Below are 24,497 nucleotides of genomic sequence, written 5' to 3' on the forward strand. Positions count from 1 at the left end.
TGAGATCAGTACGATGGAGGAGGGTGATGAGGTCGGCGCCAAGATGTCGATGGCAACGCTGAGAGCATTCAATCATTGCGTGTTGCACCTTGGTCGCCTTGCTCGGGATCGCGGTGCATCCGGGTTCATCGCCGAAGGCCTGCAGGCATTCCGTGAACTGCTGCCCTTCGCTTCCGCCTGGTGGGGTGAGATGTCCGCGTCGGACGTTGATGCTCCGCCCAGAAGCTGGATGCACGGGCGAATCAATCTGCCCGAGTCGTTTGCCGCCGAATGGCACAAGAGTGCGGGCAGCGACAGATTTTCCCATGACACCCTGAGCCGACCCGGTGAGGTCGTGCGTGACAGCGGGTTCACCGACCCCGATGTAGAAGTGGACGCGTTCGCTCGGCGCCACGCCCTCTACCACCTGATGTGCATCACTTTCGAGTTACCCGAAAGCGGCTTGATGTTCTTCGTCTGTCTCTACCGAGGCATTGAAGCTCCGGCGTTCAACGACAGTGAGGCGGAGCTGTTTTCGGCATTCTGCGACCATCTGTTGCAGCTCTGGCGATTTCAGGTGCAGGACATGATCCGCTTCGATACGGGCAACGGGGCGTCTGACTTTGGCGTCGCGCGCATGGACGGCAGCCTGCTGTACGTGGGGGCCACGCTGTGCGCAGCGATTGAGCGTGAGTTGCCAGGGTGGGGCGGTTCAATGCTTCCCGCGCAGGTGATCGCGCAACTGCCAAAGGCACCCTGCGTGATGCGCCTGGGCCGCTGTGCACTGACACTGAGCCCTAACGCCGAGCACGTCATCCTGTCACTCGAAGCTCAGTCGCGGGGAGCGGTGCTTGCGCCTCGCGAGCGGACGGCAGCGATGCTGTTCGCCGCCGGTCATTCCTACAAGGAGATTGCCAAAATCCTTGCCTTGAGTCCCGCGACGGTGCGCACCTACCTGCGCAACTGCTACCTGCAGCTCGGCGTGAAGAGCAAGGTGGAGCTGGGTTCCGTGCTGCGTTCGCCGACCTCGTTTGCGGATGCAGCGCGTCGCGATTAGGTGCGGTCAAGTTGCCTCACCCTCCTCATTTGCAGAGGTCCATCCAACCGCTGCGCTCTATATCGTGTGCCCTGCATATCAGGGGCTTGCGGCAGTTCGTTCGGGCCACTTCCAGAACTATAAAAACAGAGGTGAGGCAGTTGAAACTTTCCCGGTTGTTTATGGCCGTTGCGACGACAACGGCATTTTCTTGCATGGCGCTGGTGGGGTGTCAGACACACGGTTCGACACCGGCTGACATGGTGATGCGTAACGGCTATGTCTACACCGTCGATGGCAAGAACTCCGTGCAGCAGGCGATTGCCGTCACGGGTGGGAAGATCGTTTACGTGGGCAGCGATGAAGGGGTTGCCGCGTACATCGGCACGCAGACACAACTGATTGATCTGGCGGGACGCATGTTGATGCCCGGCTTCGTCGATGCACACATGCACCCGGGGGACGGCGGTCGCGCCATGACCTTGTGCGACCTGAAATACCAGACGATGACCCGTAAGGTTTTCCAGCAAACCATTCAGGCATGTCTGGATGCCGACAAGGACAAAGGCCCGGATGTCTGGCTTGAAGTGGGCAGCTGGGACCGCATGGGCATGACCGGGCTTGACGGCGATCCCGACAAATCAACGCTGGACGCGCTCAAGACCACTCGCCCGATCCAGGTCCGCTCCACCGATTTCCACTCCGTGCTGACAAACTCCCGCGGCCTGGCGGTCGCTGGCATCAACAGGCACACGACCAATCCGGGGGATGGCAAGTACGTGCGTGACAGCGCCGGCAACCCGACCGGGATCTGCGAAGACGGTGCCGCCGATGCCATGGCCGCCGTGGTGCCGCCAGCCACCGACGCCGAGAAGCTCAACCAGACCCGCGCAGCGCTCGATGCCATGCGCCGGCAAGGCATTACCAGTTTCTTCGATGCCTTGTCGGGGCCGGAAAATGGCAAAGCGTTCACCACCTTGCAGCAGTCGGGCGAGTTGACCGCACGGGCCTTGCTGGCAATCAAACTCGACCCTGCCGCCGCCGCGGCAGACCCGGCGAAGACCATTGCCGAGGCCAAGGCATTGGCCAACACCTACGATCAGGGCGAAGCCAAAGTCGCGCCGGGGGTGAGCATGCGCCACGTCAAATTGTTCATGGACGGCATCATCAACGCGCCAGCGGACACCGGGGCGATGTTGACCCCGTACCTGCGCAATACCGGCACCGATGCCGCGCCCAAGTGGACATCAGGCAACAACGTCGGCGAGCTGTATTTTCCTGCGCAAGTACTCAATCCGCTGCTGCTGAAGGCGGTCCAGGCCGGCCTCGATCCGCACCTTCACGCCACCGGAGACCGAGCAGTGCGTGACTCGTTGAACGGTATCGAATACGTGCGCCGGCAACTGCCGGGCAATGGCTTTCGTCCGACCATTACTCACGCCGAGTCGGTGGACCCCGCCGACTATGGGCGCTTCAAGGCGCTCGACGTGACTGCCAACATGTCCTTCCAGTGGGCCCAGCAGGCGCCGTCCACGGTCGACGGCACCAGCGAACATCTGGGAGTCGATCGCTTCGCCCGCATGGAGCCATCGGGCAGTATCAGCCGTGCCGGTGGCCGGGTGGCGTATGGCAGCGACTGGCCCGTCGACCCGCTCGACGAATTCCTTGCGCTGAAGATTGGGGTCACTCGCTCAGGCGATCCGCTTAACCCGCACAGCTATGGTCCAAAATATGCAGGCAGGTTGAATGCTGCCCCGGCGTTGTCGCGCGCTGATGTGTTGAAAAGCATCACGATGAACGCTGCCGAGCAGTTGCGACTAGACTCGGTCGTTGGCTCGATAGAAGTGGGTAAGTTTGCTGACGTGATCGTTCTGGACAAGAACTTCATGCAGGTGCCCGAGGATGAACTGGCCCGCAATGACGTGCTGCTGACGGTGGTCGGCGGCAAGGTCGTATGGGCCAAGGCGCCGTTCGTTGGTTTTGAACAACGGGCGACTCAAGTAGCCGTTACTGAACAACAAAAATAAAAGCACGCGTCTACTCCATTAGAAGAGAACAAAAAAATGACCAAGGTCAGCGATACACAGCAGCGAAGTCCCCTGATCGAGACACGTTCGATCGATTACATTCCCGAGGCCGAGCGCCATGGCAGCCTCTACAGCCAGTTCACCCTGTGGCTCGGCGCCAATCTGCAGATCACAGCGATTGTGACCGGCGCGCTGGCCGTGGTGCTGGGTGGCGATGTGTTCTGGTCACTCATTGGTTTGCTGATCGGTCAGTTGCTCGGCGGTGCGGTGGTGGCGCTGCACGCTGCACAAGGACCGAAGCTCGGGCTGCCGCAGATGATCTCCAGTCGCGTGCAGTTCGGTGTCTATGGGGCGGCGATTCCGATTGTGCTGGTGTGCCTGATGTACCTCGGCTTCAGCGCCACCGGCGCGGTACTGTCGGGGCAGGCGATTGCTCAGTTGGTCCATGTCAGCGACAGCGCCGGCATCCTGATATTCGCCACCTGCATCGCGTTTCTGACCCTCTTCGGTTATCGGGTCATCCACCTGGTGGGCAGGGTGGCGAGCGTGCTGGGCATCATCGCCTTCGTGTATCTGTTTACCCGGTTGATGACGCTCAACGACATCGGTCTGTTACTGGAAAACCGCCATTTCGGCTGGAGTACTTTCTTGCTGGCGGTGTCTCTTTCCGCATCCTGGCAGATCGCGTTCGGCCCTTATGTGGCCGACTACTCACGCTACCTGCCGAGCAAGACCTCGTCCTGGAAGACGTTCACCGCCGTCGGCCTGGGGACGGTGGTGGGTGCTCAGGCTTCCATGGTGCTGGGGGTATTCGCCGCTGCGTTGGCGGGCGCAAATTTTCGTGGACATGAGGTCGCCACCATCGTCGGGTTGGGCAGTACCGGGGTGATGGCCTCCCTGCTGTATTTGAGCGTGGTGTTTGGCAAGGTCACGGTGTCGACCCTCAACGCTTATGGCAGCTTCATGTGCGTGGCCACCATTATCAGTGGCTTTCGTCGTGGCTTCGAAATATCCGCCGGCAAACGCATGCTGTTTGTGCTGGCGATTGTCGGCGCGTCCACCACGCTCGCGCTGCTGGGGCAGTACTCGTTTCTGAGCACGTTCAAGTACTTCATCCTCTTTCTGCTGACGTTCTTCACGCCGTGGAGCGCGATCAATCTGGTGGATTATTACTTCATCAACAAGGAGCGCTATGACATCCCGGCGTTGTCCGACCCGGCGGGGCGTTATGGCCGTTGGAATGTGTTGGGGATCAGCGTGTATGTGCTCGGTGTGTTGGTCCAGCTGCCTTTTGTCGACACTCACTTCTACTCCGGACCAATGGTCGCGCAGCTCGGCGGTGTCGATATTTCCTGGATCGTCGGGCTGGTGGTGCCGGGCATGCTCTATTACTGGCTGGCCAGGACATCAGCACTTGCGGTGTCGGTCGAGCGCAGTTCGCAGGCTTGAATGCCCGGTCATCAAAGGGGGCAGGGCGGGCGCGCGGCTAACTACCGGGTCCTCAAGCGTCTCCTATACTGATCCGCGTTGACGGTTCAACACAGACACCGAATGCCGCCGGAACAGCAGCCAGCGTTCCGGCGACTTCCCTACGACTCAACAGTAAGGAGAACGAACATGGCAATCCGTATTGGCGACGAAGCACCGGACTTTACCGCTGAAAGCACCGAAGGCCCGCTGCATTTCCATGAGTGGATCGGTGACAAGTGGGCGATTCTGTTCTCGCATCCCAAGGACTTCACCCCGGTGTGCACCACTGAGCTCGGCTACATGGCGGGGCTCAAGCCGGAGTTCGATAAGCGCAACACCAAAATCGTCGGGCTCAGCGTCGACCCTGTCAGTAACCATAAGACCTGGGCCAAAGACATCGAAGAAACCCAGGGACATGCGGTCAACTATCCCATGATCGGCGACGAGAACCTGGTGGTGGCGAAGCTCTACGACATGATTCATCCGAATGCCAGTGGCGGCGCTCGGACTGCCGTGGACAACGCCACGGTGCGTTCGGTGTTCATTATCGGCCCGGACAAAAAGGTCAAGGCGATGCTGATCTACCCGATGAGCGCCGGGCGCAACTTCGATGAAGTGCTGCGTCTGCTCGATTCTCTGCAACTGAACGCCAAGCACACCGTTGCCACGCCGGTGAACTGGCGTCCGGGCGAGGACGTCATCATTCCCACTTCGGTCTCCGATGAGGATGCCAGGAAGAAATACCCGGATGGCTTCAAGACGCTCAAACCTTATTTGCGCACCGTGGCGCAACCGAAGTAACCCCTCTGTTCGGAGACCACCCACATGGCCGTCCAGGTCCTGCGCGTTGATGCAACCCACATCGACAAAGTCGCCAGTCTCTTCGACGCCTATCGAGGCTTTTACGGCCAGCCCTCGAACCTGATGCAGTCCCGCGATTTCATCGCAGAGCGCATCGCCAGGGATGAATCGGTGATTTTCTTCGCCGAGGACTCCGCGGGCGAAGCGCTCGGCTTTGTCCAGTTGTACCCGACGTTCTCCTCCATCGATGCCCACCGCACCTGGTTGCTCAGCGATCTCTTCACCACACCTGCCGCCCGAGGCAAAGGGGTAGGGACGTTGCTGATGAACACCGCCCGAGCCTTTGCGCTGTTGACCGGCGCCAAGGGCATGGTGCTGGAAACGGCCACGGACAATCACCTCGCGCAACGGTTGTATGAGTCATTGGGCTATGTGCGCGATACGGGTTACTACACCTACTGTCTCGACTTGAAGTAGGCGCAAACTTGTGGAAACGAGCCTGTGTGGCGAGGGGGCTTGTCGGAACGCCGCATCGCCCCGTTCGGCTGCGTAGCAGTCGTAAAACCATTGCATGCGGTGTACCTGATATACCGCGATTGCAGGTTTTGGGGCCGCTTCGCAACCCAACGGGGGCAAGCCCCCTCGCCACACAAGTCTGCGGTGTTCAAGCCCCTAACTGACTGACCCCAGCGCCAGCCATTTTCTATGGACGGTTCGAAACCCTCACTCAAGGCGCGCCAAACAGCATCGTCCAATAAACCCCTTTGTTGCTGCGCGAATCGCTGGCATACGCCGCGCCGACCTGGGTAAACATTGGGTTCATCAGGTTGGCGCAATGCCCGGGGCTGGCCAGCCAGCCGGACATCGCCTGGCTGGGCGAGCCTTGCCCGGCGGCGATGTTCTCGCCGATCTGCCGGCCGCGGTAACCGGCGGCTTTGGCGCGATCCGCCGGCATATCGCCGTCGGGGTCCTGGTGGGCGAAGTAGTTGCCGTAGGCCATTGCCTTGCTGTGCCCTTGAGCGGCGGCGCCCAAGGCGGGATTCCAGGTTAATGGCCGTGCGGCGGCAAAACGTTGGCGCCCACACATGCGTGGCCTGGCCCTTGCCGCGTTGACCTGCGCCAGCAACGTCTTGCCCGCGGCGCGCGAATCGCCGATACGCCCGTCGAGTACCGGTTGCGCCAGCACCACCCGCCATTCGCTGCGGGCACGAGTGACGCCGATGTCGGCGTATTGGGTATCGAGCAGCGCCCCACAGTAATCGCTCTGAAGCATGTCGAACGCCTCATCGGCGTCTTGCGCGCCGACCAGGCGGATGGTCCGCACCGTTACAGCCTGATAGCCGTTAGCCTTCAACCCCTCCCGCAAGCCACCGCCATAGCCGATCGGCAAGGACAAGTCCGATTTCAGCGCCAGTGGCCGTAACGGCCTGACCGCACGCCCCGCGCAGCGGTCGGGATCGGCGCGGTAATCGTTGATGACTTCCACCAGTTGCCGTTCCCCACTGGCATGGGCGGGGCTGGCGAACAGCGGAAACAAAGGCATCAGGCACAGCGAAATAAAGCGGCAGCAGCGGACAGTCGGGCGCATGAACAGACAGCTCTGATGAGTTGACGACGATAAGGGTGGGATAAAGATGAGCAATAACCGCATGAGCGCTTCTTTGGGCGAGCGTCTTTTACGGCACGGCTATGACTGCGGGTCTCAAAACTGGTTCACGAAGGGAACAGACAAATTTGACGGCTACGCCGAGAGGGCTGATTCAGACGGGTCACGAGTCTGGGACAGCAGATGCTCGTACTGGTAACGTATTGACATCATCCAGGTGTACAGGGACATGACTAAAACCAAGGGCGACAAGGATTGGGTCAAGCGCTCGGCGCAGCCGTTGAAGATAGAGCGCATCGAAGCCTTTTTTGGCGGCCATGGCTTTACGCCGCATCGCCACGATACTTACGCCATCGGGCGAACGCTGTCGGGTGTGCAAAGTTTCCAGTACCGCAAATCCCAGCGCCACAGCCTGCCTGGTAAAACCATCGTCTTGCATCCGGACGAGGTGCATGACGGTGAGGCTGGTACCGAAGCGGGTTTTCATTACCGGATGATCTACATCGAACCTGCCTTGATTCAGCAGGTGCTGGGCGGCAAGCCGTTGCCATTTATCGAGGGTGGCTTATCGAGCGACCCACGGCTGGGTGCCGCAACCCAGGTACTGCTGCAAAACCTCGACGCTTGCATCGAGCCCCTGGAAGAAGACGATGCCATTTACGATCTCGCACAAGCGCTGGATGCGATCTCGGGTCAGCGTGGGCGGCGCAAGTCGTTTGATTTTGCAGCAGCCGAGCGCGCGCGTGCGCTGATTCATGACTCGCTGGATCGAGTCATTACCCTGGATGAGTTATCCCAGGCGAGTGGTCGAGACCGCTGGAGCCTGAGCCGTGATTTTCGGGCGCTGTACGGCACCAGCCCCTATCGGTACATGACCCAGCGCCGGCTCGACCTGGCAAGAGCATTGATGATTGGGGGCCACTCGATGGCAGAGGCGGCTGTATGCGCAGGTTTTTTCGATCAAAGTCACATGACGCGTCAATTCGTCCAGACCTACGGCGTCTCCCCCGGTCGGTGGCTGAAGAGGTTGGGCCTTGATTGAGCAGGGGCTCGGCCAACTTGCACAATCATGCAATACGCAGCGTTAGGTCATCCTTAGAGTCAGGGCTCGATATCTTGTCCAGTGAGAGCGACTCAAATGAATTCCCAAGCCTGCACCGCGATTAACTTTGCCGAAAAATATGCCTTGTTCAGCGAGCAATGGACGCCCAAGGTCATCGCCGAAATGAACGACTATCAGTTCAAAGTGGTGAAAATCGAAGGCGACTTTGTCTGGCATTCCCATGCTGATACCGATGAAGCCTTCATCGTCCTTGAAGGCGAGCTTCGCATCGATCTTCGGGAGCGGGCCGTCGTGGTTGGGCAAGGAGAAATGTACGTCGTCCCCAAGGGCGTCGAACACAAGCCTTATGCAGAACGCGAGGTGAAACTGTTGCTGATCGAGCCGCGAGGTGTGCTGAATACCGGTGATCAAGCCGGGGAAAGAACCGCAATGAATGATGTGTGGATCTAGACGTTTTGGTGGTTTTTGCCGGCCTTTTCGTTGAAACGATTCGATGGAGGCCGGCAAAATGCCTCTCGTCGGGAGATAAAGCAGCTATTGCGCACTTTTCAGCTATTCTTGCGGCATCTGGAGGGTGCCATTACGTGCTGGCACACGATGCGCAGGGAAGGGAAAGACAAATGGATGATGTGCATTGCGTGCAAGTTATCGCTGTGACTGGCGGTAAAGGGGGCGTGGGCAAGACAACGGTAGCGGTTAACCTCTCGTTGGCGTTGGCGAAAATGGGGCGGCGCGTCGTATTGCTGGATGCCGATCTTGGCCTGGCGAATATCGATATTCTGCTGGGGCTGACTCCGCGCTACACACTGGCCGATGTTCTCGAAGGGCGTTGCGAGCTGTCCGAGGCACTCATGCCTGGGCCTGGAGGCATTCGTGTGGCCCCGGCTTCTTCTGGTTTGCAGAACATGACTCATCTGGAGCCTGCGCAATACCGCGCGCTGATCCAGGCCTTTAGCGATATCGGCGACAAACTGGATGTGCTGATCATCGATACGGCCGCCGGTATCGGTGGCTCAGTGATCAATTTCATCCGCGCGTCTCAGGAAGTGCTGGTGGTGGTGTGCGATGAACCCACCTCGATCAGCGGCGCCTACGGGCTGATCAAATTGCTCAACCTGAACTACGGTCTGCAGCGTTTTCGCGTGCTGGCCAACATGACGGGCAGCCCGGCGGAAGGTCGCAACCTGTTTGCCAAGCTGGAAAAGATTACCGAAATGTTCCTGGATGTCTCGCTGCAATACGTCGGCGCGGTGCCGAACGACGAAAGTGCGCACAAAGCCGTGCAGAAGGGACGCGCAGTGTTTGAAGCCTTCCCGCGCTCCAGGTGCGCTCAAGCTTTCCAGGCCCTTGCTCACAACGTCGACAGCTGGCCATTGCCGACTCATCCGAGAGGGCACGTGGAGTTCTTCGTTGAGCAACTCGTGCAGAATTCCGGCAGGTGAGGCTGTCGACGGCGGCAGCCCATCGTTAGCTCAGCAGCGAAACGTGTTTCACAGCTTGTAGCCAATCTGCCGCAACAAATTCTTGCGCCACAGGATGTCTTCGTCGCCTTCAATGCCATTGGCACAGAAGCCATCCACGACGCCCAGGATCGCGCGTCCCTGTTCCGTCTCGGCAAGAATCACTTCGGTTGGATTGGCTGTTGCACAAAAAATGCGGCACACCTCTGGCACCATTTTGACGGCGTTCAACACGTTCAGCGGATAGAAACCGTCGCCGAGGAAAATGATGAAGCTATGGCCGGCGGCAATGGCTTGCGCGTTTTTCTGGGCCAGCTCGATCATGGCGGTATTGGTGCCAGACCATCGCACCAGGCATTTGCCGGAGGCTTCACAAAAAGCCACGCCAAACTGGATACCTGGCACGGCGTTTATCAACGCTTCGTGGAGGTCTTCAACGGACTTGATGAAGTGCGTCTGACCAAAAATGAAATTCGTCGCTTCCGGTTTGTCGATTTTCAACGTGATGAGTTGCATCTCAAACGCCTCCTGTCACGATGTCGCGGACCGGCATCGGGCCTCTATTCAAGCCGGGACGATCTCCTGCTCCTCTGGCTGTGTCTCCGGGTGGATGCGAACATCACCCAGTCTCCTTATGGTTGACTTGGGCAAGGTCGGGGCATCCAGAAGAATCGAATCAATGCGCTTGCGGATGTCCAGCACGATCGGGCCCAGGATAGCCTCGTCCTTGCCGCTGGCGATTTCGTCCTGAATCTCGCGAGACATCGCACCGAGCTTCTCGGAGGTGTCTTTATGCCCGGCAGCCCGGGTGTCAAAGTTCAGGAAGGTCTGCACTGAACTCAGCACCAGGGTCAGCAGTGAAAGGATGCCGGCTGCATATTGAAGCCATGCTGGCGATGAGTCACTGATTGAACCAAAGACGCTGGCGCTGACTATCGCCGACAACACCACGCAAGGGATGCCCAGTTTCCAGCTGAACTTCTCGAAATCCCGGGCACTGATTTCGTGCTCGATCTGCAACCGCACGATCATGCGATTCCATTTGGTCAGTAACTCGAGCCGGCTCATGATTGCAGTCCTTTGCAGGGGAATACAGATGAATATTAGCTCCTATTTGACCACCAGCCAGGGCGCCGGGATTCGGTCTGTGGGCTGTCGTCGTACCTTAACGCGGTTTCATACGATAGGCCGTCGCGCTCCAGTACCGGTTACCATTGCTGGTATGGCGAATCCATCCGGTAGCCTCCAGGTGCTTGGCAATCATTCGATTCATTATTCCATGACCGAGCAGTAAAACGGGCCCTTCGTCGGCAAGGGATTGAAGCCGTTGAGCGGCCGTATTGGCGCGCATTCTGGCCTTACTGGCTGACTCGACCTTCCCCGAGAAACCGCACAACCATAAAACACGAAGAATAAATGCCCACGTAAACGGTGAAAGGCGCGGCAGTGACCATCGTCCATGGGGGAGCTGCGCTTCGCAGAACATATCATCGACAAGGCCGGCTTGAAGGCCTAGCGCTCGAACCGACGTCAGCGCCCGGGGCGCACTGCTCGACACGATCATTCTGGCGGTACGCGCCAGCGCCACACTCGATTGTGGAGCGGGTTGGTCGATGATTTCTGACAGGTCGTATTGCTCGATCCAGCGTTTCATATCGCGCGCTGAAACTTTGTCTTGCACGGCCAGATCTGGCTGGCCATGACGCATCAAGATGATTTCCTTTTCCACTGTTGTTACGTCCTTGTTTTGCTATTCCGTGAGTGGTCGCACCCATCGGAGATTTGAAGGCAAACGACCCGTTTCGGGTCAAACTGCAACGCCTGCGTTGTAGTCCTGTCAGCGATACTCAAGAGGCGGGCGAGCGACAATCATTATGAAGAGGGATAACCACCATGAGCAAGGAGACGGCCGGTTCAAAGGACACTGAGGAGCAAGGCTCTGCCTCTGCGCTGATCGAGGCGAAAATCAAGGCACTGGATGATTGGCGGGGCGAGACGCTCGCTCGGGTTCGAGCGCTCATCAAACAGGCCGACCCCGATGTGGTCGAGGAGTTGAAGTGGCGGGGCGTTCCGGTGTGGTCGCATGCCGGCATCATCTGCACCGGCGAGACGTACAAGAATGCCGTGAAGATGACGTTCGCCAAGGGCGCCTCGCTGGAAGACCCTTCAGGACTGTTCAACGCCAGCCTCGATGGCAACACCCGGCGTGCCATCGATATTCATGAGGGCGACCGGATTGATGAAACAGCCTTGAAGGCGCTGATTCGCGCCGCCGTGGCGTTCAACATGTCGTAGCGCCGTTCAGTCGAGCACAGATTCCGGTTCATCCAGGTGATCGATGTGCTTGAAACGCTCGACCAGAAAATCGATCAGGCTGCGCACTCGCGCCGACAGGTGCAACTGTTGCGGGTAGATGGCATAGACATCGGCGCGGGTCGGTGTCTGGTCCTCCAGCACCAGGCGCAAGCGGCCACTGCGCACGTAGCGGGCGATGTCCCATTCGGCCCGCAGCAAAATCCCATGACCTTCCAGCGCCCAATTGAGAGCCACTTCACCGTCGTTGCAGCCTAACGCGCCACGCACTTTGATGTTTTGCGTGCGCCCGCCGTTGGTAAAGCTCCATACGCCGTAGGGCGTTTCGTTTTGCCGCAGGAAGATGCAGTTGTGTTGCTGTAAATCCGCCAGGCGTTGCGGCACGCCATGCTTTTCCAGGTACAGCGGCGAGGCGCAGAGCAGGCGGCGATTGGAGGCAATCTTGCGCGCATGAAAGGCCGCGTCCGGCAGCGTGCCGAAACGAATGCCCAGGTCAAACCCGTGAGTTGCCAGGTCGAGCGGGTGATCGCTGATTTCCAGCTGTATTTCCACCTCCGGGTATTGCGCGAAGAACGCGCCCAATGCCGGGCCGATGTAGCGACGACCGAAACCCAAAGACGCGTTGACGCGAATCAGGCCTTTCGGCGTTGCACGACTGCTGCTGATGAGCTGCTCGACCTCATCGATCTGCGTCAGGATGCGCGCGGCATGGGAAAAATACAGCTCACCTTCCGAGGTCAGGCTCATCGAGCGCGTGGTGCGGTTGACCAGGCGGATGCCCAGCCGTGCTTCCAGCGCGCTCAAGCGTTTGCTCACCGCCGGCGGGGTCACGCCCAGCTCTCGCGCCGTCGCCGCGAGGCTGCCTTTGTTGGCCAGCAGGTAGAAAAAAGACAAATCCAGGGTCTGGCTCATTGGTAACTCAAATTCATCTATGTAGTGATTTGGAGTAACTCACGCTCATTTGCTCACTACATATACTCCGCTCACACCCTGATTGAACACCCCCGTTCGACAGGCACAACAAGAACGTAACGAGAGTGGAGTTGATGATGAGCGCATACAAAATTGCTGCGGTTCCAGGTGATGGCATCGGCGTGGAAGTGATCGCCGCGGGTGTCGAGGTGCTGCAAGCCTTGTCGAAAAAGTCCGGCTTCGAACTGGCCTTCAAACACTTCGACTGGAACTCGGATAACTACCTGAAAAACGGCTACTACATCCCGGAAGGTGGCCTGGAAGAACTGAAAACCTTCGATGCGATTTTCTTCGGCGCAGTCGGTGCGCTCAATGTGCCGGATCACATTTCCCTGTGGGGCCTGCGCCTGCCGATCTGCCAGGGCTTCGACCAGTACGCCAACGTGCGTCCGGCCCGCGTACTGCCAGGGGTGAAAAGCCCACTGCACAACGGTGATCAGATTGACTGGGTGGTGGTGCGGGAAAACTCCGAGGGCGAATACTCCGGCAACGGCGGTCGCGTGCACCGGGGCCTGCCGGAAGAAGTCGCCACCGAAGTGTCGGTGTTCACCCGTGCCGGGGTCGAGCGCATTCACCGTTTTGCTTTCGAACTGGCGCGCAGCCGTCCGCGCAAGCACCTGACCATGGTCACCAAATCCAACGCTCAGCGTCACGGCATGGTGTTGTGGGACGAGATCTTCTACGAAGTCGCCAAGGACTTTCCGGACGTGAAGATCGACAAGGAACTGGTCGACGCCGTAACCACGCGCATGGTGCTCAAACCGTCGACGCTGGACGTGATCGTCGCCACCAACCTGCACGCCGACATCCTGTCCGATCTGGCCGCCGCGTTGTCCGGCAGCCTGGGCATCGCGCCGACCGCCAACCTCAACCCGTCACGCAAATTCCCCTCGATGTTCGAACCGATCCACGGCTCGGCCTTCGACATCACCGGCAAAGGCGTGGCCAACCCGATCGCCACATTCTGGACCGCGGCAATGATGCTCGAGCACCTGGGCGAAGCGGCCGCGGCGAAACAGCTGATGTCGGCCATCGAAGCCGTGACCGAAAGCGGTTTGCATACCCCGGATCTGGGCGGCACGGCCACTACCCGGCAGATCACCGATGCAGTCATTGCGTTGATCAACCGCTGATATTTTCCCCCGATTCAAAGTAGTACTGCGGCACAACGCCAAGGGGCAGATCGCTGAATCCGGTCCCTTGGCATTTCCTGACAACAATAAAAAATCAGGGCCCTGTCATGAAAAGAATATTTGGCAAACTCTATGTACAAGTGCTCATCGCAGTCATCCTCGGTGCCATTGTCGGGGTGTTCATTCCCGAGACTGGAGCTGCGCTCAAACCCTTGGGTGACGCGTTCATCAAACTGATCAAAATGCTGCTTGCCCCGGTGATTTTCCTCACGGTGGTGACGGGCATTGCGCGCATGGAGAACATGAAAGAGTTGGGGCGTGTCGGCTTTCGCGCGCTGCTCTATTTCGAAGTGGTGTCCACACTGGCGCTGGTGGTCGGCCTGGTCGTGGTCGATGTGTTCAAACCCGGCGCGGGCATGAACATCGATGTCGCCTCGCTGGATACTTCCAGCCTGGCGACCTACACCACGGCAGTGAAGCATGCGTCGTTCATGGACTTCGTGATGAACATCATCCCCGACACCATCGTGGATGCCTTCGCCAAGGGCAACGTCCTGCAAATCTTGCTGTTCTCCATTCTGCTGGGCGTGGCCCTGGCGCATGTCGGGCCGCGCGCAAAAGTGTTCGTCGACACGCTGGATAGTCTGATGCAAGGGATGTTTCGCATCGTCAACATGGTCATGCGTCTGGCCCCCATCGGCGCGTTCGGGGCGATTGCCTTTACCATCGGCAAGTACGGCTTCGGTTCGCTGTTCTCCCTCGGCAAACTGATGGCGTGCGTGTACCTGACCTGCGCGGTGTTCGTGATCTTCGTGCTCGGGCCGATCTGCCGTTACAGCGGTTTCAGCCTGTGGAAATTTCTGAAGTTCATCAAGGAAGAACTGTTCACCGTACTGGGCACCAGCTCTTCGGAATCGGTGCTGCCGCAGATGATTTCCAAGATGGAAAAGGCCGGCGTTTCCAAACCCGTCGCCGGGATGATCATTCCCTCGGGCTTGACCTTCAACCCGGACGGCCAGGCGATCTACTACACCATCGCCGCGATCTTCATTGCCCAGGCGACCAACACGCCGCTGACCCTCATGGATCAGTTGATCGTGCTGGCGGTGCTGATGTTCACCTCCAAAGGCTCGGCGGGGGTGACCGGTTCGGGGTTCATCATCCTGGCGGCGACACTGTCCTCCCTCGGCACCATTCCGGTGGCGGGCATGGTGCTGTTGTTGGGCGTCGATCGGTTCATGTCGGAAGCACGCGCGATCACCAACACCATCGGCAACGGCGTCGGCACCATGGCTATTGCCAAATGGGTCGGCGCGTTGGACACGGTAAAGATGAACAAGGCGCTGAACGGGGAGGGCTCAGAGGAAAAACCCGAGATGGTTCAGGCGGACGTTATTGCAGTTGCTGCATCGACGCCAGCCGGCGCGATGGCCTCATCGCGATCAGGCTCGCTCCCGCAAGGGGCATATCTCGAGTCCAAGTAACCGGGGCCATGCAGCTCAAGAAATGTGTGCGGGCTTGTGTGGCGAGGGAGCTTGCTCCCGCTCGGCTGCGAAGCAGTCGTAAACCCTTTGCATGCGGTTTAACTTTGGAATGCCGGGGTCGCTGCGCGACCCAACGGGAGCAAGCTCCCTCGCCACACAAGCCTCGCTCCTACAAGGGATTTCGCTTGATCAGAGGGGCGGTTGGGCAACCAGGCCTTCTTCCCCTCGCAGCTGACGGCTCATGTCGTCGCAGCTTTGCGACCAGGCCGTCAGCCACATCGACATCTCGGGTGACTGTTCGGCCAACCCCAGCTCGCGGACGAACTCGACCGGTGCAACCGTGCCTTTGGCCGAGCGGAACAGCCCCCGCATGATGACGACGCCGATTACCCGGCCTTTGCTCACGAAACGGTGTTCCATAAAGCTCCATTTATCGTCCCAGCCGAGTATGCGGGTATGAATCTCGAACGATTCGAACAGCTTCAGCTCACGCCGAAACTTGCCCCAGGTATCGCCAACGATCGGCACGGCTTTGTTGCGCAAGGCTACTCGAAAGGCGCCGCTGCGCAGCACGAAATCCATGCGGCCTACGTCGGCCAGGGTGAAATAGCGGCCATTGGTGACGTGCCGGTTGAGGTCGAGGTCGAGCGGCCAGACGCGCATACGGATGACGGTGGTGGCCAGGCCGTCCACCGGTTTGCGCCACGGGCGACGGAACAGCATGAGGATAAGTCGGAACCAGAGATTCATAAGTACGCCGAGGATTGAATGACCGGTGAACTTTAGGGGGCGGAAATCGGATAAGGTAGGTGCACAAATGACTTTTTTCATGCGAAAAGCGCAATCTGGATGATTCATGCACGTCACCCTGCTACTGGCTGATCAATGTTCCGCCGCCAGCGCCACCCTGGCGCTGGAAGTGCTCAGTGCCGCCAACCTGTTCGCCGATACCGCGAGACCGCCGTTTGAGGTGGTTGCCGCCTCGCTGGATGGCGCCGATGTCGCCGCATGGGGAGGGCAAACGCTGCGCGTGGACCGATCCATCGCCGACATCACCCGAACCGATCTGGTGCTGATCCCGGGGTTTCTCTTTACCCTGAAAGACGCCTTGCCGGCATTTTCCGGTTATGGGCCGTGGCTGCGTCAACAGCACGCGCAAGGTGCCGTCGTGGCTTCCATGTGTACGGCGGCGTTCATGCTCGCCGAAGCGGGAATGCTGGACGGCGTTCGTGCCACCACGCACTGGGCCTTTGCCGATTTTTTTCGTCGCCGGTATTCAGAGGCCTGTCTGGAGTCGGCGCAGATCCTCTGTGAAGACAATCGCATGATCACTAGCGGTGGCGCGACGGCTGCCATGGACTTGTTGCTGCATCTGATCCGCCGCTTCGCATCACTGGAGCTGGCGCAGAAGTGCGGCAAATACTTGCTGGCCGACAACGTACGCAGCGAGCAATCGGTCTATGTCATGTGGTCGATGCCGAAGAACCATGGGGATGGCGAAATCCTGCAGGTTCAAGCGTGGCTGGAAGATCACTTCCATCAGCCGCTGCTGATCAATGACATGGCCGAGCGATTCGGATTCGGCGTCAGGAACTTCAAAAGGCGTTTCAAGGAAGCCACCGGTTACACGCCGCTGACCTACCTGCAAACACTGCGTCTGGAAAAGGCAAAGCAGTTGCTCGAATCCACACGAATGACCCTGGACAGCATCACCTACAAAGTAGGTTACGAGGACAGCAACTCATTTCGCAGGCTTTTCCAGCAGCGCGTGGGCCTGCTACCGGCGGCTTACCGGAAGAAGTTTCAAGCGAGTGTGGGTTGAGTGACACGTCTGGTCCAGATCAGTGTTTCGACGTAGCCGCCAGTCATGATGAAATAGCCGCCCGCTTTTGCTGTCAGCAACGCCTGATTTGGAGCCGAACATGAAAAACGCCGCCGTACTCACCTTGGCCTTGATGCTCAACATGGGGTTGTTCAGTACGCAAGCAGCAGCGGCCGGTGATGCTGAGGCGGGCGAGAAACTGTTCAAGCGAATCTGTGGCGGCTGCCACCAGGTAGGGAGTTCGGCGCGAGGTTTTTTTGGTCCGCAACTCAATGCGATTTTCGGGCGCCCTGCGGGCAGCACGGCGGACTACCAGTACTCAGACGCAATGAAATCATCAGGCGTCGTCTGGACCCGCGAAACTCTCACCGCCTACATCGAAGCGCCAAAAACAGTGGTCCCCGGCACCCGCATGATTTTCTGGGGCCTCAGCGATCCGGAAAAGATCGAAAACCTGTTGGCCTATCTGCAGACGTTTCAGCCGCAATGATCGGTGCCTCATCGATCCGCTTTTTTCAGTGCTGAGTGATATCAATGGGCCACTTCATCCGTTAGAGTATGCGCCGCCCGAGAGATGGATCCCGGGTATTTCTAATGGAGTGACACAGTGAATTACCTCAGCAAAGCGGTTGCCGTAGCCCTGTTTGGCCTGGTTCTGGCGGGTTGCACCGGCACCCCGATGAAGACCCAGCAATACGACAGCAGCCAGTACACCGTTGTCGGCCACAGTGAAGCGACCGCCACTGGCCTGCTGCTGTTCGGCGTCATCCCGATCCAGCAGAACAACCGCTTCATCCGCGCTCAGGACGCGGCCATCAAAGCCAAGGGCGGCGATGCCATGATCAACACCCAAGTGCAGGAAAACTGGTTCTGGGCTTGGGTCCTGACCGGTTACACCACCAAAATCTCCGGTGATGTGGTCAAGCTGAAAACCGTTCAGTAAGTGCAGTGCGCCTTCAGTCATTTCAGCTGCGGCGCACTCCTTGTAGCAGCTGCCGAGCTCGCGAGGCTGCGTTCGGCTGCGAAGCAGTCGTGAATCCGACTGACGCGGTCTGCCTGATGCACCGCAAGTTCTGATCTTACGACTGCTGTGCAGCCGAACGCAGCCTCGCGAGCTCGGCAGCTGCTACAGATCGCATTACGGCTTAGGACATCGACCGGGGTGAGGCACTCCAGATGCCATCACCCGGCTCATTGATCGAGCCTCACGCCCACGCTTTTCCGAGCTCCTCCAGACCGGCGTTTTGCAGGTCTTGCGGGTTCATGACCACACGGAATTTGCAGTTGGCCTGGAAGTTGAGGAAGAAGGGTTCCGCATATCCGGGGATTTCGGAGGGATCCACGATATCGATCAGAAAAATCCCATTTCGCATGCCATCTTGCTCAGTGAAATAAGTCGCCTCAGGCTTAATGGTGTCCAGGATACGGTTCATGATTTCGCCGACCTTCCCGGACCTGACAAACGCGTTGAAAGGCTCATGGGGAAACTCGACCATCAGTAGCATTTTCATCATTCAATACTCTGTTAGAAGTGGCGCACTCCTTACCCGGATCCTTACTCCTGGTTCTGATGCCGCAAGCCGTGCTTGCGGTGTGTGTGGTTAAGAATAGCGAAGGGTGAGAGGCCGTCGGGGCGGGGTTACGGACGGTCGTTGTTGATGATTCAGAGGCGAGGCGAAAGGGCAGGCAGCACTTGGCAAAGCTCTGCAGCCGCCGCGCTCGAAAATGCAGAAACCCAATTGGTTGACCTGGCTAAACTGCTGCCAAAATCATCAGGCAAAAAAAAAGCTGCCTGAAGTGGCAGCAGAAAAAACAGCACGTATTGAATAGCCTCAGTATTACTGTCGGAAGGTTACAGAACGATGACTGTTTTTTGTGCATCGAAAAAGGGACCTAAAAACAGCTCGACCACCCGTCTATCCAGAGGGTGTCATCTTCGTGTCATTGAACTGATGGCAAGATCCTCGCAAACCGTCTTGAGCGCTCAGCGGAACTCCGTCTGCGGGCTGATGAATTTGCCAGGAGTCCCCTATGAAAGACGCCTCCCTGTTTGCGGCCATTGACCTGGGGTCCAATGCGTTTCGCATGATGATTGGCCAGTCGGTCAGGCGTAATCAGGGGTTCGTGATCCAGGAAGTGAAAACCCTGCGTGAGCCTGTCCGTTTGGCGGAGGGGTTTCAGGGCGGAGCGCTGGACGAGTTGGCGCTGGATCGCGGATGGCAAGCCCTCGCGCGGTTTGGCAAAAAACTGCGCGGCTTTGAAGCGGGTCGCGTGCGTGCGGTGGCGACCAGTGCCGTGCGCGAAGCCGACAATGCTCAATTATTCTTGGCCAGCGCGGAGCGGCACCTGGGTTTTCGTATAGACGTCATCTCCGGGCATGAAGAGGCTCGACTGGTATACGCAGGGGTTGCCCATGCGATACCCAATACAGAGAGTATGCGACTGGTCGTGGATATCGGCGGCGGCTCCACTGAATTGATTCTGGGGCAGGGTACGCAGCCCCTGTTGACCGAGAGCATTGCCATTGGCAGCGGCACCCTTGGCGCGCGTTATTTTCAGGGGGGCTGTATCACGGCTCAAGCGCTCCTGGAGGCTGAGCGAGTGGCCACTCTACAGTTTGAAAAAGTTACCCGTCGTTATCGTGCAATGGGCTGGCAGCAGACTATCGGCTCTTCGGGCACCGCACGGATGCTGGCCAAAGTGCTCAAGGCCAATGGCCTGAATGACGACGGTCAAAGCGGTATCACCTACGGCGGTCTGTTGCGCTTGTCATTGCGTCTGCTGGAAGTGGGGCATGTTAAACAACTCAAATTGGCGGGCTTGCCACCCCATCGCCTGAATATCTTGCCTGGTGGTCTGGTGCTCATGCTGGCGGCATTCAAGGTATTCGGCATTTCGCACATGAGTCCTTCTGAGCCGGGCTTAAGGTTAGGCGTTCTTCATGGCCTGATGTCCAGGCACTGAATGATGCTGCTGCAATAAAAAGCTGTCGGATCAAAAAGGGTGAAAACACACCGAGGCTCATACCTCCGGCTCATTCAGCCGGGCACTAAAAACGCATGAAAAAACCCGGCTGATGAGGCCGGGTTCTTTGGTCGAGTGTTGCGGTAAAGCCACTCATTCATGCCGCACGGTTTTCGATCAGACGATCCGAACCACCTTCAGCAACGCGGTTTTCGATCAGACGATCCGAACCACCTTCAGCGACGCGGTTTTCGATCAGACGATCCGAACCACCTTCAGCGACGCGGTTTTCGATCAGACGATCCGAACCACCTTCAGCGACGCGGTTTTCGATCAGACGATCCGAACCACCTTCAGCGACGCGGTTTTCGATCAGACGATCCGAACCACCTTCAGCGACGCGGTTTTCGATCAGACGATCCGAACCACCTTCAGCGACGCGGTTTTCGATCAGACGATCCGAACCACCTTCAGCGACGCGATTCTCGATCAGGCGATCCGAACCACCTTCAGCGACGCGGTTTTCGATCAGACGATCCGAACCACCTTCAGCGACGCGGTTTTCGATCAGGCGATCCGAACCGCCTTCAGCGACGCGGTTTTCGATCAGACGATCCGAGCCACCTTCAGCAACGCGGCTTTCGATCAGACGATCCGAACCACCTTCAGCAACGCGGCTTTCAATCAGGCGATCCGAGCCGCCTTCAGCGACGACCGGGTGAGCAGGGGAAGCGGCGAAAGCGTTTACTGCAAAAACCGAGAAAGCGATGCTGAGAAGGGTTTGGCGTTTCATGATGGTGTGCTCCGGGGTGTTATTGGTTGGGTATGGAGCAGATGTTACGCCGAGGATTTTTTATGAGAACTTCATTGACATGATGGTGACTATCGACGTCAGCAATGGTTGAAACGTGGTGGGCAACCCCAGCCAATCTGGCGGCGCCGGGAGTGATGCTCTATGCCGCTACAGCCAGGCCGACAACGGCGGTCAGCGGTGAAAAGAACCACTTACTTCAGCGTGAATGTTGCTTTGAGCGGCATGACAACCTTACGCAAGTTGTCTTTGAGCGTGATTTCCAGCGTCCAGATGCCTGTGGGATCGTCAGGCTCGCCGATGAAACCGATCACGGGGGCGGCGAGATACATGTTGCTCGGATCCCCGTTAAGGCGCCCTTGAAAACAAACGGCATCTCGCTGATTGATCGATTCTGTACCGTTCGGCCTTGTGGCTTTCAAATCGCACGTGATGTTGGCTTCGTGATTGGCATTCAGCTTCGGGTTTGCAAAAAACGTAAGCGCGAAGATCCTTTCACCTCGGGTGACTATTTTGGCTTCGGTAAATACTGGAGTGGTTTCGGCCGGTGTATTCCACTTTTTCTCCCAATCGGGATCGGAAGTGATGAATAGCGAGCCACCAAACTCCCCGATGGTTCGTCTTGATTCAGAGTCCGGGATTGGATTGCCGTTTGAATCCTTCCAGTAGCCGGCCTGTGCACTGGTCCATGAAAGAGAAATCGCGATGAAAACGGTGAGCAATCGACGGTTCATGAACGACTCACTCTCAATAGACGATGGAAATGGCGTAATGCCTATGTGAAATGCCTTGCTCCGCTTGAGTGTAGCGGCAGAAAACGCGCTTACACGAACAGGTCATAAGACAGTTTGCCGATCAGGATCAGCAGCAACACCAGGAACAGCGCCCGGACAAAGGGCGCGCCTTTATGTACCGCCAGCCAGGTGCCGGTCAGTGCGCCGAGGATGTTGAATGCGGCCATGGGGATGGCGATCAGGTAGAGCACGTTCCCCGTCGGAATGAAGAACATCAGCGCTGCTACGTTGGTCGCGATGTTCACCAGTTTGGCCGACGCCGAGGCATGCAGGAAGTCGAAGGCGAAGCAGCGGATGAACAGGAAGATCAGGAAGCTGCCAGTGCCGGGCCCGAACAGTCCGTCGTAGAAACCGATGGCGCCGCCGATGACGATCGCCAGCAGTTTTTCCTTGGTGCCGATGTGCATGGGCTTGTGCAGGGCGCCGAAGTCCTTTTTCCAGAAGGTGTAGATCGCCATCAGCACGATCAACACCAACACCGCCGGCCGGATCACCGACTGGGGGACGAACGACACCGTGGCCGCTCCGAAGAAGGACATGACAAACGCCGCACTGGCGGCGGGGATCACCAGACTCCAGTTGATCACCACCTTGCGCACGAAGGATCGGGCGGCGAATGCAGTGCCGCAGGCTGCCGCAACCTTGTTGGTCCCCAGCAGCGCCGCCGGTTGTGCCGTGGGCAGCACGTTGAACAGCGCGGGAATCTGGATCAGTCCGCCGCCGCCCACCGCCGCATCGATCAGGCCGGCAGAGAAGGCGAATACGCAAAGGATGACAATATCGATCATGGAATCAGGCTCTGACGGTGAAGGGGGCAGCGGCTTCGACGTGTTTCATGGCATCGGCCCAAGTCATGGTCGATTGGTCACACCTTGGCGCATCCCGTAAAGCCTCAATTGAGTAGTCGAGAAATTGAATCAATCGTCCTGCTCCTTAATCAAAGTGAACCAGACCACGCCAACACCACGGATCGTTGCCATATTTCGGGCAAAGCGCCCATCGGCGCTGCTGTGCATTGCGCGAAGCTCATGCCCAAAATGCCGCGATAGCAGCTCGACGCTTCGCTGAGTGACGAAAATTTTATTGTCAGCAAGTACCAACGCCTTGATTGCAACTCCCGCCTCACGCATGTCGCGAGTCAGGGCATTGAAGGCCATCAGCTTTGCAGGAAACTCTTCAGTGAGAATGCTCAACGGTTCGGCCACTTGTGCGTGCCTACCGAGTACCGAGTACCGAGTGACCATGCCACACCTCCTTGACCACGATGACCGCACTCATACGGACCGCTGATTACCCGACTATCTGGCCGCACTGGGGCCATGGGGAGTGCTCCCCCATGGCGATCTGAATGTCCCGAAAGCGCCGGGCTCATGTCAGGGTTGATTAGTGTTAAATCTCGGTTTGGTCCCTCGTCCGAGCAGGTTTCGGAGTAACTGCCTTCACCACATCATCAATCACCGCCTTACCCATTGACGTTAAGTAATGCGTGGCCCAGGCATGTCGGTCCGTGTCTCTTTCGAAAGCTGCGTCTTCTGCAAGTACCTTGGCTAGGCACAGCAGATCGGAAGCCATTGCCAATGCTTTGTTAACGGGTACGCCAGCGCTTACATGGAACAGGGGGGGCTGAGCAGTAAATGCAGGGGGTGACGCCTATGGTTTTTGCTTCTGCTTGTTCGGTCATTTTCTGTTACTTACATCCTTGTGAATTGAGCGAGAAGGTTAACGGAAGCGTTTTTTTTGTGTTGCAATACCACGTTGTGAAAAGTGCAACGAGGTGACGCATGGCATTGGATATGTTGGGGGAACTTGAAGCCTTCGCGACGGTGGCTCGCAAGCGCAGCTTCGTCGCGGCAGCACGAACTCTGGGGCGCTCTCCCAGCGCGCTGACCCGAGCAGTTCAGGCCTTGGAGGAAAGTGTCGGAGTCAAGTTGTTCAATCGCTCCTCCAATGCCGTGAGCTTGACCGAGGCGGGTGAGCGCTTGTTGCCCCACGCCTACAAAATGCTGGATCTGCAACGTGAGGCGGATGAAGACCTGGCCGGCATCAGCGGCCAGGCCTACGGTTGGGTCCGCTTTTCCGCCCCCGAGTTTCTCGGGCACGGGGTATTGCCCCGGCTGATCGCGCAGTACGGTGAGCGTTATCCAGACGTGAACGTCGATGGGATTTTCACCGATGAAACCATCGACCCGGCCAAGAGCAAGCTGGACTTCTCGATTCGCGGCGGGTATCCGCAATCCAGTGACCTGATCGGCTTTCCACTCTGGAGTTATTCACGGTATCTGTACGCCAGCCCCGAGTATCTGGAGCGGCACGGGATGCCCGACTCTATCGAGGCGCTGGAGGTGCACTCGCTGATCCTGCACACGGCACCACGGATTCTCAAGGAGTGGAATTTTCGTAGTGAGACGCAGGCCATCAGCGTTCGGGCTCATCCCAAGTTTCGCTTCAACTCTGGTTCGGCGGTGTTCCAGGCGGCCCTGGCGGGCCTCGGCATCGCCCGCCTGGCGGACTGGCTGGCAGAGCCCGAAGTGCAAGCGGGGCGCCTGCTGCGGGTCTGTCCCGAGTACAAACTCACCTCCAGCAGTGGTGAGAGCCCGCAGATGCACGCGGTGTACCCGGCCGGCAATCTGCCGCTGCGGGTGAAGTCGTTGCTGGAGATGATCCGTGGCTTTGGTGAAAACCTTGATCGAAAGCATGCAGTAACGCTCCAGGGGGCCTGAAGCATCACGAATCGCGGACATAAAAAAGCGGGCGCCACTCGG

Annotated in this window: 26 protein-coding genes and 2 pseudogenes; 16 read left to right on the forward strand and 12 right to left on the reverse strand. The window is 58.3% G+C overall.

Features of this window, described 5'->3' with window-relative positions; all coding sequences use genetic code 11:
• Nucleotides 1–13: 13 nt before the first annotated feature.
• The 5 genes from ACEN9A_RS08875 to ACEN9A_RS08895 all read left to right on the forward strand — a co-directional run bounded on the left by ACEN9A_RS08875 (nt 14) and on the right by ACEN9A_RS08895 (nt 5,790).
• Nucleotides 14–1,036 carry a helix-turn-helix transcriptional regulator gene (locus tag ACEN9A_RS08875; RefSeq protein ID WP_258674160.1) on the forward strand — a complete coding sequence of 341 codons (1,023 nt, stop codon included), beginning with the start codon at nt 14–16 and terminating at the stop codon, nt 1,034–1,036.
• Between the two features lie 140 nt (nt 1,037–1,176).
• A complete protein-coding gene (locus tag ACEN9A_RS08880) occupies nt 1,177–3,042 on the forward strand; it encodes an amidohydrolase (protein ID WP_258673021.1) in 1,866 nt (621 codons plus the stop codon).
• 36 nt (nt 3,043–3,078) lie between these two features.
• Nucleotides 3,079–4,491, forward strand: a complete 1,413-nt coding sequence (locus ACEN9A_RS08885; protein WP_258673022.1) for a purine-cytosine permease family protein — start codon at nt 3,079–3,081, stop codon at nt 4,489–4,491.
• Between the two features lie 168 nt (nt 4,492–4,659).
• Nucleotides 4,660–5,313: a peroxiredoxin gene (locus ACEN9A_RS08890; protein ID WP_018928249.1), complete on the forward strand. Its 654-nt coding sequence runs from the start codon at nt 4,660–4,662 to the stop codon at nt 5,311–5,313.
• A gap of 24 nt (nt 5,314–5,337) precedes the next feature.
• Nucleotides 5,338–5,790, forward strand: coding sequence for a GNAT family N-acetyltransferase (locus tag ACEN9A_RS08895; protein ID WP_258673024.1), 453 nt, complete (start codon nt 5,338–5,340; stop codon nt 5,788–5,790).
• Between the two features lie 250 nt (nt 5,791–6,040).
• Here ACEN9A_RS08895 and ACEN9A_RS08900 read toward each other — a convergent pair whose 3' ends face one another.
• Nucleotides 6,041–6,901 (reverse strand): CAP domain-containing protein, encoded by an 861-nt coding sequence (locus ACEN9A_RS08900; protein ID WP_258673025.1) that lies wholly within the window; start codon nt 6,899–6,901, stop codon nt 6,041–6,043.
• A 247-nt stretch (nt 6,902–7,148) separates the two neighbouring features.
• On the opposite strand from ACEN9A_RS08900, the gene ACEN9A_RS08905 reads away from it, so the two are divergent.
• From ACEN9A_RS08905 to ACEN9A_RS08915, 3 genes are all read left to right on the forward strand, one after another.
• Nucleotides 7,149–7,961, forward strand: coding sequence for an AraC family transcriptional regulator (locus tag ACEN9A_RS08905; protein WP_258673026.1), 813 nt, complete (start codon nt 7,149–7,151; stop codon nt 7,959–7,961).
• A gap of 96 nt (nt 7,962–8,057) precedes the next feature.
• On the forward strand, nt 8,058–8,432 hold the full coding sequence (locus tag ACEN9A_RS08910) for a cupin domain-containing protein (RefSeq protein ID WP_258673027.1): 375 nt from the start codon (nt 8,058–8,060) through the stop codon (nt 8,430–8,432).
• Nucleotides 8,433–8,602: 170 nt separating this feature from the next.
• Entirely contained in the window at nt 8,603–9,424 is an 822-nt protein-coding gene (locus ACEN9A_RS08915) for a MinD/ParA family ATP-binding protein (RefSeq protein ID WP_019649494.1), read from the forward strand.
• A gap of 48 nt (nt 9,425–9,472) precedes the next feature.
• Here the strand turns inward: ACEN9A_RS08915 and ACEN9A_RS08920 are convergent, their stop codons facing one another.
• The 3 genes from ACEN9A_RS08920 to ACEN9A_RS08930 all read right to left on the reverse strand — a co-directional run bounded on the left by ACEN9A_RS08920 (nt 9,473) and on the right by ACEN9A_RS08930 (nt 11,171).
• Nucleotides 9,473–9,958 carry an adenosine-specific kinase gene (locus tag ACEN9A_RS08920; RefSeq protein WP_019582007.1) on the reverse strand — a complete coding sequence of 162 codons (486 nt, stop codon included), beginning with the start codon at nt 9,956–9,958 and terminating at the stop codon, nt 9,473–9,475.
• Nucleotides 9,959–10,006: 48 nt separating this feature from the next.
• Entirely contained in the window at nt 10,007–10,510 is a 504-nt protein-coding gene (locus ACEN9A_RS08925) for an SLATT domain-containing protein (protein ID WP_258673028.1), read from the reverse strand.
• Nucleotides 10,511–10,607: 97 nt separating this feature from the next.
• Nucleotides 10,608–11,171: a histidine phosphatase family protein gene (locus tag ACEN9A_RS08930; RefSeq protein ID WP_258673029.1), complete on the reverse strand. Its 564-nt coding sequence runs from the start codon at nt 11,169–11,171 to the stop codon at nt 10,608–10,610.
• A gap of 164 nt (nt 11,172–11,335) precedes the next feature.
• Between ACEN9A_RS08930 and ACEN9A_RS08935 the strand changes: the two genes are divergently transcribed.
• Nucleotides 11,336–11,737, forward strand: a complete 402-nt coding sequence (locus ACEN9A_RS08935; RefSeq protein WP_258673030.1) for a DUF1801 domain-containing protein — start codon at nt 11,336–11,338, stop codon at nt 11,735–11,737.
• A 6-nt stretch (nt 11,738–11,743) separates the two neighbouring features.
• Here ACEN9A_RS08935 and ACEN9A_RS08940 read toward each other — a convergent pair whose 3' ends face one another.
• Nucleotides 11,744–12,667, reverse strand: coding sequence for a LysR family transcriptional regulator (locus ACEN9A_RS08940; protein ID WP_258673031.1), 924 nt, complete (start codon nt 12,665–12,667; stop codon nt 11,744–11,746).
• Nucleotides 12,668–12,804: 137 nt separating this feature from the next.
• Here ACEN9A_RS08940 and ACEN9A_RS08945 point away from each other — a divergent pair, with 137 nt between their 5' ends.
• Both ACEN9A_RS08945 and ACEN9A_RS08950 read left to right on the forward strand, forming a co-directional pair.
• Nucleotides 12,805–13,860, forward strand: a complete 1,056-nt coding sequence (locus ACEN9A_RS08945) for a tartrate dehydrogenase (RefSeq protein ID WP_007935426.1) — start codon at nt 12,805–12,807, stop codon at nt 13,858–13,860.
• Between the two features lie 107 nt (nt 13,861–13,967).
• Complete coding sequence (locus ACEN9A_RS08950; protein WP_258673033.1) at nt 13,968–15,344, forward strand: dicarboxylate/amino acid:cation symporter; 1,377 nt, start codon at nt 13,968–13,970, stop codon at nt 15,342–15,344.
• A gap of 189 nt (nt 15,345–15,533) precedes the next feature.
• Here ACEN9A_RS08950 and ACEN9A_RS08955 read toward each other — a convergent pair whose 3' ends face one another.
• A complete protein-coding gene (locus ACEN9A_RS08955; RefSeq protein ID WP_026345845.1) occupies nt 15,534–16,094 on the reverse strand; it encodes a thioesterase family protein in 561 nt (186 codons plus the stop codon).
• Between the two features lie 106 nt (nt 16,095–16,200).
• Between ACEN9A_RS08955 and ACEN9A_RS08960 the strand changes: the two genes are divergently transcribed.
• The 3 genes from ACEN9A_RS08960 (at nt 16,201) to ACEN9A_RS08970 (ending at nt 18,109) form a co-directional block, all read left to right on the forward strand.
• Nucleotides 16,201–17,166, forward strand: a complete 966-nt coding sequence (locus ACEN9A_RS08960; protein WP_019649485.1) for a GlxA family transcriptional regulator — start codon at nt 16,201–16,203, stop codon at nt 17,164–17,166.
• A gap of 100 nt (nt 17,167–17,266) precedes the next feature.
• Nucleotides 17,267–17,656 (forward strand): c-type cytochrome, encoded by a 390-nt coding sequence (locus tag ACEN9A_RS08965; protein ID WP_258673034.1) that lies wholly within the window; start codon nt 17,267–17,269, stop codon nt 17,654–17,656.
• Between the two features lie 117 nt (nt 17,657–17,773).
• Nucleotides 17,774–18,109, forward strand: a complete 336-nt coding sequence (locus tag ACEN9A_RS08970; protein ID WP_018928235.1) for a hypothetical protein — start codon at nt 17,774–17,776, stop codon at nt 18,107–18,109.
• 262 nt (nt 18,110–18,371) lie between these two features.
• Here the strand turns inward: ACEN9A_RS08970 and ACEN9A_RS08975 are convergent, their stop codons facing one another.
• Nucleotides 18,372–18,677 (reverse strand): hypothetical protein, encoded by a 306-nt coding sequence (locus ACEN9A_RS08975; protein WP_018928234.1) that lies wholly within the window; start codon nt 18,675–18,677, stop codon nt 18,372–18,374.
• Nucleotides 18,678–19,197: 520 nt separating this feature from the next.
• Between ACEN9A_RS08975 and ACEN9A_RS08980 the strand changes: the two genes are divergently transcribed.
• Nucleotides 19,198–20,130, forward strand: a complete 933-nt coding sequence (locus tag ACEN9A_RS08980) for a Ppx/GppA family phosphatase (RefSeq protein WP_258673036.1) — start codon at nt 19,198–19,200, stop codon at nt 20,128–20,130.
• 355 nt (nt 20,131–20,485) lie between these two features.
• Here the strand turns inward: ACEN9A_RS08980 and ACEN9A_RS08985 are convergent.
• From ACEN9A_RS08985 to ACEN9A_RS09005, 5 genes and pseudogenes are all read right to left on the reverse strand, one after another.
• Nucleotides 20,486–20,923 (reverse strand): annotated as a pseudogene (locus ACEN9A_RS08985) (phage infection protein); the annotation flags it as partial.
• A gap of 212 nt (nt 20,924–21,135) precedes the next feature.
• Nucleotides 21,136–21,675 carry a hypothetical protein gene (locus ACEN9A_RS08990; protein ID WP_258673038.1) on the reverse strand — a complete coding sequence of 180 codons (540 nt, stop codon included), beginning with the start codon at nt 21,673–21,675 and terminating at the stop codon, nt 21,136–21,138.
• Between the two features lie 89 nt (nt 21,676–21,764).
• A complete protein-coding gene (locus ACEN9A_RS08995) occupies nt 21,765–22,523 on the reverse strand; it encodes a sulfite exporter TauE/SafE family protein (RefSeq protein WP_018928231.1) in 759 nt (252 codons plus the stop codon).
• 129 nt (nt 22,524–22,652) lie between these two features.
• Nucleotides 22,653–22,940 carry a hypothetical protein gene (locus ACEN9A_RS09000; protein WP_258673039.1) on the reverse strand — a complete coding sequence of 96 codons (288 nt, stop codon included), beginning with the start codon at nt 22,938–22,940 and terminating at the stop codon, nt 22,653–22,655.
• Nucleotides 22,941–23,124: 184 nt separating this feature from the next.
• Nucleotides 23,125–23,416 (reverse strand): annotated as a pseudogene (locus tag ACEN9A_RS09005) (DUF3077 domain-containing protein).
• A gap of 100 nt (nt 23,417–23,516) precedes the next feature.
• On the opposite strand from ACEN9A_RS09005, the gene ACEN9A_RS09010 reads away from it, so the two are divergent.
• Nucleotides 23,517–24,455 (forward strand): LysR family transcriptional regulator, encoded by a 939-nt coding sequence (locus tag ACEN9A_RS09010; protein WP_258673041.1) that lies wholly within the window; start codon nt 23,517–23,519, stop codon nt 24,453–24,455.
• The last annotated feature ends 42 nt before the right edge of the window (nt 24,456–24,497 follow it).

The organism is Pseudomonas sp. Pseusp18, from assembly GCF_059506005.1.